We start from the raw sequence: 16,728 nt of genomic DNA on the forward strand, positions 1-16,728 counted from the left end.
AGACGATGCGAAATGGGATTGAGTTTGAAGTATCAGGGAATTACGCTCTTTTTACAGATCCAATTACAAAAATAGGAGGAGAGAAGTTAACCTATCAAGTTCCTACCTATCAAGCCTTAAAAGGTATTGTTGAATCGATTTATTGGAAACCGACGTTATTGATGATTGTCGATGAAGTGCGAATTATGAATCCAATTCAAATGGAGTCAAAAGGTATTCGTCCGATTGAATATAATGGTGGGAATACGTTAGCAAACTATACCTATTTAAAAAATGTAAGATACCAGGTAAGGGCTCATTTTGAATTTAATATGAACCGTCCCGATTTGGTTTATGATAGAAACGAACATAAGCACCATAATATTTTAAAACGAGCCTTAAAAGCAGGCGGCAGACGAGATGTATTCCTGGGAGCCAGGGAATGTCAAGCATATGTTGAACCATGTGTTTTTGGAGCAGGGAAAGGATTTTACGATGAGTATGCGGAGATCCATTTTGGCACGATGGTTCACGGCATTAATTATCCCGATGAAACGGGAAATAATCAGATGCAAGTACGTCTCTGGAGTCCCGTTATGAAGTATGGCGTTATTACGTTTCCAAGGCCTGAGGATTGTAAGGTTATACGACCAATTAAAAAAATGAAGCCAAAGCAGTTTGACCAAGCTAATGTGCAGTCAGCTGAAGCATTATTACAAGAATTAACAGAGGAGGTGAGTGAATGAGTTGGCTCTTTCAATTGTATGAAACCTATGAATCTAATTTAGATCGTGTAGGTGAGGTTGAGAAAACAAATAATCAAAAAAATTTCACTTTATTACCCGTTTCTCATACAACGCAAAATGCACATATTGAGGTAACCGTTACAGAAGATGGGGAGTTCCATTCGGCAATGGTTCTTGATAAAGTAAATACACTGATTCCGTGTACGGAAGATTCTGCAAGTCGATCAGGATCAAAGATTGCTCCATATCCATTACATGATAAATTAAATTATGTTGCGGGGGATTTTGTAAAGTATGGAGGAAAAATAAAAAAAGAAGAGCCTTTTTCTTACTACATAGAACAATTAAAGGATTGGGCAACATCTTCTTACGGCCATCCAAAAGTAAAGAGTATTTATAAGTATCTAATAAAGAGACAATTAATCAAAGATTTAGTTGTAGACAATGTTATTTTTTTGGATGAAAATAACCAACTAATTAGTAAATGGCATAAAAAATATGAAGCAATTCACGGAGAAAAACCGAAAATTTTCTCTGTTGTTAGTGGTGGACAAGAGAGTGCGTTTATTCGTTTTAATGTTTATTCTCCCGATAAGCGTTTAACAAATGTTTGGGATGATAAAGAAGTATATAAATCGTTTATTAGTTATTACAATGGACAAGTTGCTGAAGAAGATGTTTGTTTTGTAACGGGGAATATGCAGGCAAGTACGCAAAGACATGCTAATAAAATAAGACATGCTGCTGATAAAGCAAAGCTAATATCCGCAAATGATAAAACTGGATTTACCTTCAGAGGAAGGTTCAAAAAAAGTGAGGAAGCGGCAAATATTAGCTATGATGTTTCGCAAAAAGCCCACAATGCCTTAAAATGGCTTATTCGTCGTCAAGGGTACATGATAGATGAACGCGTTTTTCTTGTATGGGGAAATGACAAGTTAAATACATTGACGCCAATGATGGATACCTACTCTATCCATCGGGATGTAGTTGTTAAACAAGCGATTAGATCAAATACGTTACAACATTTTGCAAATGAGGTTGCTAAAGCATTTGCAGGTTATAAACATGATTTATCGCTGAAGTCAAATGTCAATATTTTGATCTTAGATTCAGCAACTACCGGTCGTTTAGCTGTTTTATATTATCGGAATATGAATAAGGAATTGTATTTACAAAGACTAGAATACTGGCATTCTACCTGTGTCTGGGAGCATCGGTATCGTAAAAATGATGAAAATAAATACATCCAATTTTTTGGAGCTCCAGCAACAAAAGATATTGCTTTTGCTGCTTATGGTCCGCGAGCCAGTGATAAGATTGTCAAAGACTTCATTTCTAGAATGATTCCATGCATTGTTGATAATCGGGAAATACCACTAGATATTATCAGAAGTGCATTTTATCGTGCTTCTAACCCGGTGGCAATGGAAAAATGGGAGTGGGAAAAAACATTAAGTATAGCTTGTGCCTTAATTAATAAAAGGGAGGGATTAGATGTGGCTTTAGATAATGAAATAAATGATCGCGATTATTTATTTGGTCGGCTATTGGCTATTGCAGATGTTTTAGAAAGAAGAGCACTTGACCAGGATGAAACACGAGCAACAAACGCAATTCGTTATATGAACTCATTTTCACAGCATCCAGCACGTACGTGGAAAACGTTACAAGAAAGTTTACAACCGTATCAAGTTAGACTTGGGAAAAAGGGTAATTATTTAGCTAGTTTAATCGATGATGTTGGTTCACGATTATCCATTGAAGATTTTAATGATAAACCATTGTCAGGGAAATATTTATTGGGTTTTTACAGTCAACGCAGAGATTTATATCAAAAAAAGAAAGTAGAAAACAATAGCGAGGAGAATGGGAAATGACGACATTAGATCATAAAATTGATTTTGCGGTAGTATTATCAGTGAAAAATGCTAATCCGAATGGGGATCCTTTAAATGGAAACCGACCAAGACAAAATTATGACGGGCATGGAGAAATATCGGATGTTGCGATTAAAAGAAAGATTAGAAATCGCTTTATTGATATGGGAGAAAAGGTTTTTGTCCAATCGAATGATTATAAAGTAGATAATTATAAAAGTTTGAAGGAGCGTGCGGATGCTCATCCAGAACTTAATAAAGCTTCCAAAGCAAAAGATAATGAGACATATGCCAAATTAGCTTGCGAAGAGTGGATTGATGTACGAAGTTTTGGCCAAGTCTTTGCTTTTAAAGGTTCGGATGTCTCAGTAGGTGTCCGTGGACCTGTATCTATTCATACGGCAACAAGTATCGATCCCATTGACATTACAAGTATGCAAATTACCAAAAGTGTTAATTCAGTGACGGGTGATAAAAAAGGTTCGGATACAATGGGGATGAAACATCGAGTTGATTTTGGTTTATATGTATTTTACGGAAGTATTAATACACAACTAGCTGAGAAAACAGGTTTTACAAAAGAAGATGCTGAAAAATTGAAGCAAGCGCTCGTGCATTTATTTGAAAATGATGCTTCTTCTGCAAGACCGGACGGTAGTATGGAGGTTCATCATGTTTATTGGTGGGAACATAATTCAAAACTAGGTCAATATTCGTCTGCTAAAGTACATCGTTCCATTAAAATTAAATCGAAAGCGGAAGCGCCTAAAAGCTATGATGACTACTCCATTGCAGTAGATGAATTAGATGGTCTAACTGTAGAGGTATTAGATGGAAAATAAAGATGAAGAATGGTTGATGCTTTCTGGCATTCAACATTTTCAATTTTGTCGACGGCAATGGGCGCTTATCCACATTGAACAGCAATGGGAAGAAAATGTAAAGACAATTGAAGGACAATATCTTCATCAGAAGGCTGATCAGCCAATGATACGGGAAAAACGAGGCAACAAACTGATTATTAGAGCACTGCCCGTTAAATCAAATGACTTACGAATGAATGGCATTTGCGATGTCGTAGAGTTCATTCAAGATACCAATGGTGTAGAAATTCACGGGGAAAAAGGAAGATACCTTCCTTTTCCTGTAGAATATAAACGAGGAAGGCCAAAGAAAGACGATGCCGATATTTTACAGTTAACCGCACAAGCCATGTGCTTAGAAGAAATGCTAGTGTGTGAAGTTGACAAAGGATATATGTACTATCATGAAATAAAACATAGAATAGAGGTACCTTTTACTGATTATCTCAGGCAAAGAGTCATAGATATAACCGATGAAATGCATGACTATTATCAAAAAAGATATACACCGAGAGTAAAGACAGGATCTTTTTGTAAAAATTGCTCGCTTCAGCATATTTGTTTACCAAAATTGATGAATAAAAGGTCGGTAAAAAGTTATATCGAAGGGAAAATAGCACAATGAGGAAGCTTCTGAATACGCTGTTCATTACTCAACCTGATGTGTATTTATCTTTGGATGGCGACAATATTGTTTTATTAAAGGAGCAAAAGAAGGTAGCTAGGTTACCGCTTCATAACTTGGAATCTATCGTTTCATTTGGATATACGGGAGCAAGTCCGGCTTTAATGGGCTATTGTGCCAAACGAAATATTTCTTTGGTTTTTCTAACGATTAATGGCAACTTCCTTGCTAGGGTAATAGGGGAAAGTAAAGGAAATGTGGTATTAAGAAAAAAGCAATATAAATATCTGAAGATGAAAATAAATCTGCTATCATAGCGCGCAACTTTATATTAGGAAAGATTTTTAATCATAAATGGATGATTGAAAGAATGACACGAGATCACACTTTACGAATTGATGTAGAAACGTTTAAAGAAGTATCAAAACAATTATCTAATATTATGCTAGAAGTAAGAGCTTGTCAAGATCTCGAAATTTTAAGGGGATGGGAAGGGCAAGCTGCATTTAATTATAATAAGCTGTTTGATCAGATGATACTTCAACAAAAAGAAGATTTTTTCTTTACCGCTCGTTCTAGAAGGCCTCCATTGGATAATGTAAATGCATTATTGTCATTTGCTTATACCCTACTTGCGAATGATATGGCTCAAGCATTAGAAACAGTAGGCTTAGATGCATATGTCGGCTTTTTGCATCGTGATCGCCCAGGGAGAGCCTCGTTAGCTTTAGATATGATGGAGGAACTTAGAGGGATTTACGCAGATCGTTTTGTTCTTTCGTTAATTAATAAAAGGGCAATAAGAAAAGAAGATTTTCTGCTGAAAGAAAATGGTTCCGTAATAATGACGGATGAAGGAAGAAAAAAGTTTTTATCGGCATGGCAAACGAAGAAGCAAGAAAAGATTACACATCCATATTTAGGTGAAAAAATAACATGGGGATTGGTATCTTATTCCCAATCTTTATTATTAGCAAGATATTTACGAGATGATCTAGATGAATATCCACCATTTTTATGGAAGTAGGTGAAAATTATGTTAGTATTGGTTACATATGATGTGAATACTTCAAGTAATGGTGGGAACAAGCGGTTAAGAAAAGTCTCTAAGGCTTGTCAAAATTATGGGCAGCGAGTGCAAAACTCAGTATTTGAATGTATAGTTGACGATACCCAATTTACTGCTTTAAAAATTAAATTAAAGGATTTAATTGATGAAGAGAAGGATAGCTTACGATTTTATCGTTTAGGTAATAATTATAAAACAAAGGTAGAGCATATAGGTACAAAAGAATCAGTTAACTTAGATGAACCTCTAATCTTTTAGTGCGAATGTGAAGTGCACATGATTTTCCTGGGGGATTCGCACCTGAATATTTGGAGGAAATTAGGTGCGTGGCAAGTTATACATTGTTTAAACGGCTAATTTTTGTTAAGTTAAGGTTAAATATGTTATGAAATTTGGCGATTTTGGTTTACTTTTGGCCAAAATCGCAGTCGCACTCTATATGAGTGCGTGGATTGAAATGATTTGTTCCAAAGTAAAGCCTAGCATTTGACCGAGGTCGCACTCTATATGAGTGCGTGGATTGAAATAACAAAACGAACATAATTATTTAAAAGTTTACCTACGTCGCACTCTATATGAGTGCGTGGATTGAAATGTATTGCTATATACATAAATACTAGAGTTGCTATAGTCGCACTCTATATGAGTGCGTGGATTGAAATTATCAATTACCGAATCCTTGGACATTTCTCTTATGTCGCACTCTATATGAGTGCGTGGATTGAAATAACGTTAACTCCCCTTTATTATGTAATATATCTAAGTCGCACTCTATATGAGTGCGTGGATTGAAATCGTAGTAGAAATCTGGTAATTACTTCTTACACCCAGTCGCACTTTATATGAGTGCGTGGATTGAAATATAACTTTGTTTTGAAATCTTAGAGGCAGCTTTGTCGCACTCTATTTAGATACGTATTGATTAAAATAAAAGAAAAGCACAGAAAAAAGGGTAGGATCTACACCCTTTTTTCTGTGCTTTTCGTTAGCTATTCGTCTGGCGTCTTATAAAGACCATACTTATTTTTGCTTTACTTTGGTAATTTTGATAGCGACTTACCTCTTTTTCGTTAAAAAGTTACACGAGTTCCAGTTTAAACACATTGGCAATCACTTTAATGTACTGCCATTCATTTTCTTTGTTATGCCAATTCTTTTGTTTGAGTCCACGTTGTAATAAAAAAAGTAGCTTGATCTTGTTAGCAATGTTTATTTAATCTATATCTCTAACATCAGTAATATGCTTGTTATTTATGATGGACAACCACTAATTCAACTTCAATTGTCTCCAAAATTTGGAATACCCCCTAGAGGCCTTGTTAACAAAATTTTCATCTAATTGATGATTATAATACTGAATATCTTTTATATTTTCTGTTACTCTTATATGTAAAAGGTAGATTAACTTTAGCGTATTTGTATAATGAGCTATATTTTGGAAATTATAATTAAAGCGTTGTTCATTAATTCCTATCTGTATAAGGGTGAACGTGGATGTCAGAAGCTTTCATTGATTTTTCCGCCTTTGTCTATCACATGCAATATTTTGATCTGTACACGCTAATAGCATTTTTTCTTTTGGCGTTAAGGCCCTTTCTCCACATACTGTGAGGGCTAATTGCACTCCCCGTTCTGACTCTAACTTTTATACTTAACGATTTGGACTGAACATAATTCATTTTTTTGCTATTTCTGTACTATATAAACCTCAATTAATTTATTTCATTTAGTCCTTTTTCAACTGTTTAAAATAGATTAGAAGCAATCATTTTTTTTATTAAATCCTATTAGGAGATGATTATATCTATGGATTATCAGCAAACTCGTCATTTTATTACGTCTCGATTAATAGAAGAAGGTTTATTAAATACTGAAATGAACCAAATTATCTGGGATTTCGCTTTTGAAAATTTAACAGATAAAAAAATTGATGTTGAATTAGAAGAAAACACGAAAATGAAACTGATCAATGAATGGATCAAATGGAAAAAAACTTATGATCAAGCAGATGACATCAAACAAAAACTATTTTTAATAAACGAATTAATATCAATTTTTGACCCTCTATTCAATCGCTCCAATGTAGAAGATCATTTTGCATTGATATTAGCTTGTATATCACGTGAAAAGAAAAAAAGTAAACTTTTATCTTTAAATCAGCAAGTAGTGGTATTTGACGAAATGGAAGCTTTTCTAAATTCCATTAAAACCCTACAATTACTTGATATTAGTCAAACCAACAGCAATAAGAAAAAATCATAAACCTACGTGGTGAGATAACAAAAATGCTCCCGCTTAGATGGTGTATTTTTCGAGTAATGGTTTTAACTTTTTTATTGAGATGTCTAAAGGCGCCATTGGCGCTAGTGACTGCCTATTTCATGCATACGTTGGTCACTTTCATTTTAGCGATACCGTCTTTAACTTCACCGCTAAAATGATATATTTTCCTTTCTAAAAACGTCCATTACATTTTATTCAAAAAATCTCCTAATGGATAATTCCTTTCTGACCTCGCAGCTTGAAACCATTCCTTTTGAATATCAATATCATTAGTGTATTCTCTTCCCTTATATAATTTCAAAACATGCATACGTTTGAGTAATAATAAACAAATCAAATGAATCTTTTCATAGCCTAGCTTTCTTTCGTAACTTAGGAACGATTCCAAATTTAAAACATTCCCCCCTTCATCAACTGTATTCAATTCAATGTGAGAAATGGAAAGTTCTACAACTTCAATCTTCTCTTTAACGAATAATAATTTGATTTCCAATCCTCTCCTAGCTCATTGATAAGTGATTTCATTACCTGCTCTATCAAATGTAGTTTATTTTTATTAGCTGATCCTGAAGGGCAAGCCTGATAGAGTTCTGCAAATCTTGCTCAGTCATTTCACCTTCAGATAATGAATAATTAGAAATGGAATTTTCTATAGCTGGTAGATGCTTTAAATCTCTTTGATATTCTATAATGGTAGAGATTTTCTTAAATCCTAAGTTTGTTATAAATAAATCATATGATTCATCCATAAGGACTGAAATATAGCCGATATTTTTTTCTTCCAAGTATTTAATAGGAGATTAAGCTGCTCTTTAAAGGGCTATCAAGACAAATTCTTGTTTCAATTGATCAACCAGCCCATTTTACATTTAATTAGATGAAATAGCTTCATCTTGCTTCTCCCTTATCGATTTTGGATAACATCGCAATAACCTGCCACTTAAAAGCGAGCCTGATTCGCCAATATTTGCGTTTTTCTAAATTAAAATACACAACAAATAGTATCGGCAGTCCAATTTTAATGAAACAAAAGTACTATTTCGATCGTAATACAACTAAACTAGACGCATACCTTAATAAGGAGTGACTATCCATTGTATGAAACAATACAGGAACCCATCGAAAAAATATCAAAAAAGGCTATTCATGTATGGCGAATTTCCAATATAATTGGTCATTTTATCTTTTTCGTTATCATTACCGTTTTAATTGTCTTAGATGCTAATTATGACTGGTATAATTGGGTGATTTATGTATTATGGGCCTTGGGGGGGCTAGGAATTATTTCAGCGATTTGGAGTATTGGTTTAGAACCTGTTTTACTGCAAAGATATTGGCGATATGGGGTTGATGAAGAATATGTTCAATTAAAACATGGTAGATGGAATATGATGCATCAAGTAATTCCTATGACGAAAGTTCAATATGTCAGCTTAGAACAAGGACCGGTATTACGAAAATACGGTTTATACACCATATCAATTGGAACGATGGCCTCTAGTCATGAAATCCCGGGAATACCAGAGGTTCAAGCTAAAGCACTGCGAGATAAAATTGCCAGCCTTGCAAAAATTAAGGAAGTGGAAAACTGATGGAAACAGGTAAACGATTGCATCCGATGACAATGCTCGTCTCATTTATTCGTTCTTTAAAAGACGTCTTTTTTATTTTTTTGATTTTATTTGTTATTAATTATTCATCTGATGCAACTTGGGTAAAGATTGGAAGGGTTCTTTTTTTGGTCTATCTTGTATATAAAATCTTTGCTGTTATCCTAACGTGGTTACGCACTACATATCTATTAACAGAGAGCTCTGTTGAATGGAAGCAAGGTGTCTTTACACGAAAACAACAGCATTTATCATACGATCGTGTGCAAAATGTTCAAATAGAAACTCCTTTTTACTTGGGAATGTTTTCTCTAACCAAATTAACCTTGGAAACAGGTGCTGAAAATGAAGAAGCATCCTTTACTTTTACGGTTATTACAAAGGAAGAGGCTGAACGAATAGAACAAATACTCGATCATTATAAACAGCAAGAAGTTAAAGAAAAAACTGCCGAAGCTACGGATATTGAAGGGGAAACATCCGATTATAAATCAAACGAAAAAACAATTCACTTTAATCCTACCAAAAAGGATATCCTAAAAGCTTCGGTACTGTCATTTAGCTATTTATTACTAATCCCTATACTTGTATCATTCTTCGATAACATAGATGAATTATATGATCTTTCCAATATAGCCAAAGAAGCATATGACTTCTTAGTTAAATCCTGGGTACTGCTTACCACTGCAATTATTACAGCAATCTTCATCATGGTAGTCTTTGGTCTCATCCAAACTTATTTGCGTTACGGACGCTATGAAATTTCTTCTGATAATGAAAGAATTTATATTCGGAAAGGCGTATTAAACGAACATCATTTTTCCATTCGCAAGCGAAATGTGCAAGCTGTGCATATTGAACAATCTTTATTAAAACGAATGCTGCAGATTGCTGAAGTTAAGCTAATTAGCACAGGAGGGATTGATACTGAAGATGAAGTAAACTCGTTGTATCCTTTCTTACCAATCAATCGAGCCTACACTATCATTGAAGAACTGCTGCCAGGATATGAAGTAAAACCAAATATGGAACGATTACCAAAAAAATCACTAATTGCCCGGTTATGTCGAATACCATGGTTTTGGCTGATTGCGACAGCCACTATTATGATTTTCTTCCCTGAATGGTGGGCCGTATCAATTATTCTCTTTATCTTAACGTATACTGCAAGACTTCTCGATTTTTATTTTTCAGGCGTTTTAATACATGGTGAATTATTACAGATGCGGACAGGCGGATTTTCACTTACAACATTAATTACTACAAGAGCGAAAATCATTGAATTTAATCTCATGCAAAACTTTATTACGAAACCATTTGATCTTGCCAGCATTGAGGTCACAAATCGCGGAAAACCTATTCATGTACAATCACTAGAAGAAATTCCAATGGACATGGCAAAACGTGCTTTCGTGTGGTACATTGCCCGTAATCCAGAAATAGAAAAAGGAGCGTAATGTCGTGGATGATAAAGTTTATATAACAGACAACTTCTTCTCCTCGGGATATACAGATATTAAAAATGAGCAAAATGAAAAGATTGGTTATTTGGATTTAAAGAGTGTATTCTCATCTGGAGTGACCGTATATGATCAACATACTACTAAACTGGCAGAGGGCAGGTTTAAGGGTTTCTTTTCTAGTCAGTGGATCGTAATGAATGCAAACGGTGTAATGCTTGGCACATTAAAAACAAGCTGGTTCTCGTTTTCTAAAAAGTACACATATACTACAAGTAATGGAGATTTATACAACATCCATTCTCCTGCTTTCTCTAGAGAATTCACGATATCTGATGAACAAAATCATGAAATAGCATCCTTTAGACGGAATAATAGTTTCTTCTCTTCATCAGCATATGAATTATTGAATCACACAGATAAATTAACGATGGAGGAATTTATCATTATCGTTATGGGTGTTAATGCTATCGAAAAAAACAAACAAGCAAGTGCTGCAAATGGAGGAAGCGTAAATTAATTTAGTAAGCATAAAGTGAACCTTCATGCAGTGGGGATTTTCTTTGAAATATAAGTTTTAGGACATCTTAGATGCGAAATAAAGCAATATAAAGCAAGGAGTCTCGTCGTCTAAAATATTGGCCGAGACTCTTTCGCTTATAAAACGTTTCGAGTTAACTTTTTGACCATCCTCTTTAACCTAATTTTCTTTCATCAGCAGTAAAGTTGGTTGATTTCTGTTTAGCTGGAGAAGCTAGGTAGGCGTATACTCCTCCGACAAAGAAGCCACCACCGATAATATTTCCTAGTGTAACAGGAATTAGATTATAAATAGCTCCTGCTAAAGTTATCGTTTCTGGATGTGGTGCTGTTAAAGCTAAAGAAAAAGTAACCATATTTGCTACACTATGCTCAAAGCCAGAAGCAACAAAAACAAATACTAACAGCATCATCACCAAGATTTTTGCGCCGTCTCCTTTTATATTCATCGGTATCCAAACAGCTAGACAAACAATTAAATTACACAAGATGCCGCGGAAAAATAAATACCAGATATTCAAGTCCATTTTAGCAGCAGCATATTTCATTAAAAACTGACTATCTTCTGTAACTGCATATATCCCTGTTCCTACAACTAATAACGCAAAAATAATACCACCAATCAAATTCCCGCTATAACAGGCAAGCCAATTTTTTAATGTATCTTTAATCGTTGTCTGTTTACGAATGGTACTCATCGTGAAGTACATGGTATTTCCAGTAAATAATTCGGCTCCCCCATAAATAATTAAAACAAGGGCGATACCAAAAAATATGGAAGACATAATGGTCGACATCGGTGACTGAATATCAAAAAATCCTTCCGCTAACCGAAATGATAACATCAAGCCAATTCCTACATACAATCCTGACAATATGGCACGGAGTATATATTTAGGGAAAGACGTATTTAATAAATATTTCTTTTTTAAAGCAAGATTAACTGCTTGATCAATTGGTTGAAGATCCATTGGAATAACTAACTCCTTTATCAAATTTAATACATCCACTACACACAGCAACAAACTAATTGTGAATTAATTCACATATAATTATATAACATTTCCACATCTGAAAGATTACGTTCGCTGAATTGAAACAGCATTGCAGTATAGCGTCACGTGTTAGCTATACTGCTTTGAGGCATCCAACCTGTTTTAGAAACAGCCCTCCAAACACAGGATACAATAGTATATTATACTATATCTGTAATAAAGAAAAGAGGATGTTTGTTAAACAATGTGGTAAAAAATGACGTTGTTAAAAACCCGTTGGTCTATCTTGCAGTCTCGAACCCCTATCTGTAAACCCTCTGTTTACGGGGATTGCTTCGGATTAATTTTCGAACCATTCAACAAAACCTGATTCATTTGAACCATCGTAGAAAAATTCACCTGGTTACAACATTAAAAAAATCATAGTAGCTAGGCAAATAATAATCTGCATCGACCTGCTTATTTTGAAAAATACAGGTTTTTATGCCTAACCCCTTTGCAGGAATAAGATCAATGTTACGGTCTCCTATTGCTAAATCAAGCTGATATTTTTGATGTAAATACGTATAAGAGGAAGAATCCGGTTTACGTGGAAACCCATCATCGTTTGTAACCATATCCGTAAAATAACCGGTTAAATGATGATGATTTAAGATGCGTAAAACATTTTTACGATCTTTATGTGTCATAATTACATTTACCTTTGCATATTGCAGTACCTCTTCCAGCCCGGAAAAAGGAGTCACATCTTCTGGTGATATACGGTCAACTAAATGGCGTACTTCCTTTTCTTGCTCATCTGTCATATGAAAAGATTCAATTGCATGCGCAAATGATTTTTTTAATTTATTGTATATTTCTTGTTCACTTACATCTGGTAAAATTTGTTTAAAACATTTGGTGTAGCTGGGATATGTATCGATTAATGTTCCATCAAAGTCCCATAATATGTTTATTTTCTATCACCTTATTTTTAAAATTAATTGCCATCCGCTTTTATTAGAAAGCTATCGTTTTTCTTATACTTTAACCCTTAAAATGTACACTTTCTTATAGTATAAAAAAGAGGATGGCTTAATTAGTTAATATCCTTTCTCATAATCAACTAGATTCACATGTGGTACTTCTCCTTGAAGATATCGCTTTAAATTAGGTAAAAAGATATCCTTTATAACACGTTCATCATAATGTTTCGTTGATCCAGCCGTATGTGGGGTAATAATGACTTGCTCCATCTCCCAAAACGGACTATCCTCCGGAAGCGGCTCCGTTGTAAACACATCAAGACCGGCACCAGCAATTTCATGTTGCCGTAATGCTTGAATTAAATCATCTTCCTTTACAATTGGACCGCGACCTATATTAATTAAAATAGCTGTATCCTTCATTTGTTTAAATTGATCTTTAGTAAACATATAGGTCGTTTCTTTCGTTAATGGTAACGTGATAACAACAACATCACATTGAGGGAGTACTACATCCAGTTGATCTGGCTTGTACATTTTATCAACATAATCGGTGGCCTTTCCTGAATGGCGGACACCAAGCACCTGCATACCAAAAGCTTTCGCAATCTTGGCCGTTTCCAGTCCAATTGCTCCAACTCCAATAATACCAATCGTTTGATGATGAATCTCTTGATTAAGACGAGCATGATACCATTTTTTCTCTAGTTGCTGGCGCACATATGTATGAATTTTACGAGTTAAACCTAATATAAGTCCAAAAATCGTCTCCGATATTGGATAAGCATGTACACCGTTAGCACTAGTAACATAAATCCCTTTTTGTTGTAATTCCGGAAGTGGAAGGGAATCAATACCTGCCGTCCATGTTTGTAACCACTTTAAGTTTTTATTTTCTTCAAGTACAAGCGGTTCGATCTTCTGACTCCAGTGCAAAATAATCTCTGCTTGTTTTAAATCGTCAGTTAAAAGAACAGAATCATTAGCTGCGACAATGTTCCAGTCTGGAAGAAATTGCTTTATCGTACGTACTAGTGATTCTTCAAGCTTTAGATTGATTACCAATGTTCGCTTTGTCATAATAGCCCCATCTCCAATTAATTATAACACTACTTGCAAGTGGCCATCTTCCAGCTGCGGCTCTTTTTTTAACGTGGAACGTGGAAAGATAAATGTCCATGGCATGCTACATTTAGCCGGAATCGTCAATCTTCTATCATGAAACGTTTGGGTAGCAATTGGCTTAGTTCCTTCTTTATACATTAATGTTTTATGTTGTAAGGATAATATTTTATCCGTATCATTTTGAATAATTACTGAAACTAATAAATCACGGCGATGATTTATTGGGCTACAGAGTGGTATAAACAATTGATTATCCCCGGATTGCTTTGCCTGTTCAAAAGCTGTAATAATATCCTGCCGATCCTTGACATCAATTGTTTTATCCCAAGCAGATTCAAAGATTAAACGCTGCATAACTATCACCCCATCTAAGCCTAAGTATACCATGATTTGTTCTTTAGCCACATATCAAATTTTCAATGGATTCAATAAAGCGACCATTCCCAAACATTTACTTCTCTTTACATCTCCCCGGGCTTCGATTCTTTTAACCTAGTTCAATAAAAGAGCTTGACTAGTGACAAGCAGTTAACGCTTTTGATTGTTTAGCTTTATTTTACAATGGAGCAACTTTTTTATACCCGTTTAAAAATCTGTCGTACAAGCCATCTATTATGAATAGAATAATAATAATTTATTCCCCATCTGGAGGTTATAGTAATGAACACTTTTATCAGTTATGCCCTACTTGGTATCTCCTTATCTGCACCGATTGGACCGATTAATGCTGCACAACTAAATAGAGGCATGCGCCACGGCTTTCTACATGCTTGGTTAGTTGGATTAGGCGGAATGATTAGCGATCTTTTATTTATGCTGCTTATTTATTTTGGTGTTGCTTCATTCCTAACTACGCCGCTTATGAAAACATTTCTCTGGCTATTTGGTTGTTTCATTCTTGTTTATACAGGGATAGAAAGCATAATTGGAGCAAAAAATTTAGTAGAAGCAAAACCCTCTGTAAAAGCATCTTCAAAAAGAAAATCATTTCATATGGGGTTTTTAATTGCTATTTCTAATCCGTTAAATATTATCTTTTGGTTGGGTATTTACGGTGCCGTTTTAGCAAAAACTAGCGATCTTTATAATAATTATCAGCTTATCCTCTACAGTAGCGGTATCTTTTTAGGAATTATCATATGGGATATATTTATGGCAGGGGTCGCCTCAACGTTTAGAAAATTCTTTCCTCCACACGTATTATCCATCATCACGATTGGAGGCGGAATCATGCTACTTGGATTTGGTCTCTATTTTGGATATGAAGCAATTACTTTCTTCATGCAAGGAAAATTGGGCTAGCCCTACCTGAACTAGGTAATCTGTATTTGCATGACTACTTGAAATTCTAACACTGTATACCGTAGCCTTTTAGCAATTTAGAAATATCGACTCATAGATTTCTAAAGTCTTTTTAAACGTTGAGACATGCTAAATTTTTATAAATCATTACGTACGACAACGTTCCTATGTCATTTCCTTCGGCTTTTGAACACTTACTTAAAAATAAGCAAGCACCCATTTCATTCTTCAGCAATAGATTATGGTAGAAGGAGGAAGAAAGTAAAATGGGTGTACTCTTTGACAAAATGTTATTAGAACAACAGCTAGAAACATTACCTGAGTGGAAACAAGCAGCGTATAAATATTTTGCTTCCATGCTTACTGATGATAATACGTACCCTTGTGTTCCTGCAAGACACGGTTTCTTAGAAAACCAGCTTCGGTTTTGCTTTATAGACGATCCACGTAAGGAAAGCTCCATAAAAGTTCTAGCTACTGCTTTAAAAGATTATGGAAGCAGTTCACGTAAATTAGGGAGTTATACATCACTAGCAGTATTTTTCCAAACGCCAAAGGATATATATGGAAATTATACAGTGGAAGATTATCGCAACTTATTTTGGAATGTACTTAATCGCCTAGCAGCCATTGATGAGCACGAGTGGCCAAAAGACATTCCGGAAAATCCGGCTCATTATAAATGGGAGTTTTGCTTTCATGGAGAACCTTATTTTTCCTTTTGTGCTACACCCGGGCATAGACAGCGAAAAAGCCGATACTTTCCTTGCCTTTGCATAGCTTTTCAGCCACGCTGGGTATTTGCATCATTGAATGGAAGTACGTCCTTTGGTCGAAAAATGAAAACCATTATTCGTAAAAGGCTGGTAAATTATGATGGCTTCCCGGGTCATCCTGATTTAAAGTGGTATGGAGAAGAAGATAATCATGAATGGAAGCAGTATTTTTTAAGCGACGACGATAGCAGTCCAATCCAATGTCCTTTTAAACATATAAAGTAGAAGCTGTCTACCTTTCTTCATTAGCTTCTGTTTTCCACTTGCTTTTTATAATAAACATTTGCAATTGTTATTAGCATAATAAACAATAAACTTACAACAAAACCGACTCTGCTTGCATCCCAACAATGAGCTAGATTCTCATTTCTCGCTTTAAAATGTTGCCAAAATAAAGAGCCAATTATATAGAAGCATTAATCCCGCGCCTGTTATCAAGTACTCAAACAATCATTCCGGGAAAGCAAGTGAAATAGTATAGAAACGACTAAGCCGCTTGCTGTAAACAGA

At 35.0% G+C, this 16,728-nt stretch carries 16 protein-coding genes, 1 pseudogene and 1 CRISPR repeat array; of the genes and pseudogenes, 12 read left to right on the forward strand and 5 right to left on the reverse strand.

Annotation, left to right across the window (positions count from 1 at the left end; translation table 11 throughout):
• Positions 1-5 precede the first annotated feature (5 nt).
• The 7 genes and pseudogenes from cas5c to JNUCC74_RS17820 all read left to right on the forward strand — a co-directional run bounded on the left by cas5c (position 6) and on the right by JNUCC74_RS17820 (position 7,424).
• Entirely contained in the window at positions 6-725 is a 720-nt protein-coding gene (gene cas5c / locus JNUCC74_RS17790) for a type I-C CRISPR-associated protein Cas5c (protein ID WP_454066338.1), read from the forward strand.
• Complete coding sequence (gene cas8c, locus JNUCC74_RS17795) at positions 722-2,605, forward strand: type I-C CRISPR-associated protein Cas8c/Csd1 (RefSeq protein ID WP_454066339.1); 1,884 nt, start codon at positions 722-724, stop codon at positions 2,603-2,605. Before cas5c ends, cas8c begins: the two co-directional genes overlap by 4 nt.
• Positions 2,602-3,447, forward strand: a complete 846-nt coding sequence (cas7c, locus tag JNUCC74_RS17800) for a type I-C CRISPR-associated protein Cas7/Csd2 (RefSeq protein WP_454066340.1) — start codon at positions 2,602-2,604, stop codon at positions 3,445-3,447. Before cas8c ends, cas7c begins: the two co-directional genes overlap by 4 nt.
• Positions 3,437-4,093, forward strand: a complete 657-nt coding sequence (cas4, locus tag JNUCC74_RS17805) for a CRISPR-associated protein Cas4 (protein WP_454066341.1) — start codon at positions 3,437-3,439, stop codon at positions 4,091-4,093. The genes cas7c and cas4 overlap by 11 nt, the downstream gene beginning before the upstream one ends.
• Positions 4,090-5,120, forward strand: a pseudogene (gene cas1c / locus JNUCC74_RS17810) (type I-C CRISPR-associated endonuclease Cas1c). The gene cas4 and the pseudogene cas1c overlap by 4 nt, the downstream one beginning before the upstream one ends.
• Before the next feature lie 9 nt (positions 5,121-5,129).
• On the forward strand, positions 5,130-5,420 hold the full coding sequence (gene cas2, locus JNUCC74_RS17815; protein WP_454066342.1) for a CRISPR-associated endonuclease Cas2: 291 nt from the start codon (positions 5,130-5,132) through the stop codon (positions 5,418-5,420).
• A gap of 169 nt (positions 5,421-5,589) precedes the next feature.
• Positions 5,590-6,024: a CRISPR direct-repeat array (repeat unit 32 nt; unit sequence GTCGCACTCTATATGAGTGCGTGGATTGAAAT).
• Between the two features lie 944 nt (positions 6,025-6,968).
• The gene (locus tag JNUCC74_RS17820) at positions 6,969-7,424 is read left to right on the forward strand and encodes a hypothetical protein (protein ID WP_454066343.1); all 456 of its coding nucleotides are present in this window, start codon (positions 6,969-6,971) and stop codon (positions 7,422-7,424) included.
• 205 nt (positions 7,425-7,629) lie between these two features.
• On the opposite strand, the gene JNUCC74_RS17825 is transcribed toward JNUCC74_RS17820, so the two are convergent.
• The gene (locus JNUCC74_RS17825) at positions 7,630-7,938 is read right to left on the reverse strand and encodes a hypothetical protein (RefSeq protein ID WP_454066344.1); all 309 of its coding nucleotides are present in this window, start codon (positions 7,936-7,938) and stop codon (positions 7,630-7,632) included.
• 601 nt (positions 7,939-8,539) lie between these two features.
• Here JNUCC74_RS17825 and JNUCC74_RS17830 point away from each other — a divergent pair.
• From JNUCC74_RS17830 to JNUCC74_RS17840, 3 genes are read left to right on the forward strand one after another with little or no spacing between them, the layout of a single operon-like run.
• Positions 8,540-9,037, forward strand: a complete 498-nt coding sequence (locus JNUCC74_RS17830) for a PH domain-containing protein (RefSeq protein ID WP_454066345.1) — start codon at positions 8,540-8,542, stop codon at positions 9,035-9,037.
• Positions 9,037-10,512 carry a PH domain-containing protein gene (locus tag JNUCC74_RS17835; protein WP_454066346.1) on the forward strand — a complete coding sequence of 492 codons (1,476 nt, stop codon included), beginning with the start codon at positions 9,037-9,039 and terminating at the stop codon, positions 10,510-10,512. Before JNUCC74_RS17830 ends, JNUCC74_RS17835 begins: the two co-directional genes overlap by 1 nt.
• Before the next feature lie 4 nt (positions 10,513-10,516).
• Positions 10,517-11,035, forward strand: coding sequence for a hypothetical protein (locus JNUCC74_RS17840; RefSeq protein ID WP_454066347.1), 519 nt, complete (start codon positions 10,517-10,519; stop codon positions 11,033-11,035).
• A 175-nt stretch (positions 11,036-11,210) separates the two neighbouring features.
• Here the strand turns inward: JNUCC74_RS17840 and JNUCC74_RS17845 are convergent, their stop codons facing one another.
• The 4 genes from JNUCC74_RS17845 to JNUCC74_RS17860 all read right to left on the reverse strand — a co-directional run bounded on the left by JNUCC74_RS17845 (position 11,211) and on the right by JNUCC74_RS17860 (position 14,494).
• On the reverse strand, positions 11,211-12,026 hold the full coding sequence (locus JNUCC74_RS17845) for a formate/nitrite transporter family protein (protein WP_454067918.1): 816 nt from the start codon (positions 12,024-12,026) through the stop codon (positions 11,211-11,213).
• A 419-nt stretch (positions 12,027-12,445) separates the two neighbouring features.
• Positions 12,446-13,006: an HAD-IA family hydrolase gene (locus JNUCC74_RS17850; RefSeq protein ID WP_454067919.1), complete on the reverse strand. Its 561-nt coding sequence runs from the start codon at positions 13,004-13,006 to the stop codon at positions 12,446-12,448.
• Between the two features lie 126 nt (positions 13,007-13,132).
• On the reverse strand, positions 13,133-14,095 hold the full coding sequence (locus tag JNUCC74_RS17855; RefSeq protein WP_454066348.1) for a D-2-hydroxyacid dehydrogenase: 963 nt from the start codon (positions 14,093-14,095) through the stop codon (positions 13,133-13,135).
• A gap of 21 nt (positions 14,096-14,116) precedes the next feature.
• Positions 14,117-14,494 (reverse strand): SLAP domain-containing protein, encoded by a 378-nt coding sequence (locus JNUCC74_RS17860; protein ID WP_454066349.1) that lies wholly within the window; start codon positions 14,492-14,494, stop codon positions 14,117-14,119.
• Positions 14,495-14,800: 306 nt separating this feature from the next.
• Here JNUCC74_RS17860 and JNUCC74_RS17865 point away from each other — a divergent pair, with 306 nt between their 5' ends.
• A complete protein-coding gene (locus JNUCC74_RS17865; protein WP_454066350.1) occupies positions 14,801-15,442 on the forward strand; it encodes a LysE family translocator in 642 nt (213 codons plus the stop codon).
• Positions 15,443-15,708: 266 nt separating this feature from the next.
• Entirely contained in the window at positions 15,709-16,443 is a 735-nt protein-coding gene (locus JNUCC74_RS17870) for a YqcI/YcgG family protein (RefSeq protein WP_454066351.1), read from the forward strand.
• The last annotated feature ends 285 nt before the right edge of the window (positions 16,444-16,728 follow it).

The organism is Cerasibacillus sp. JNUCC 74, from assembly GCF_053667775.1.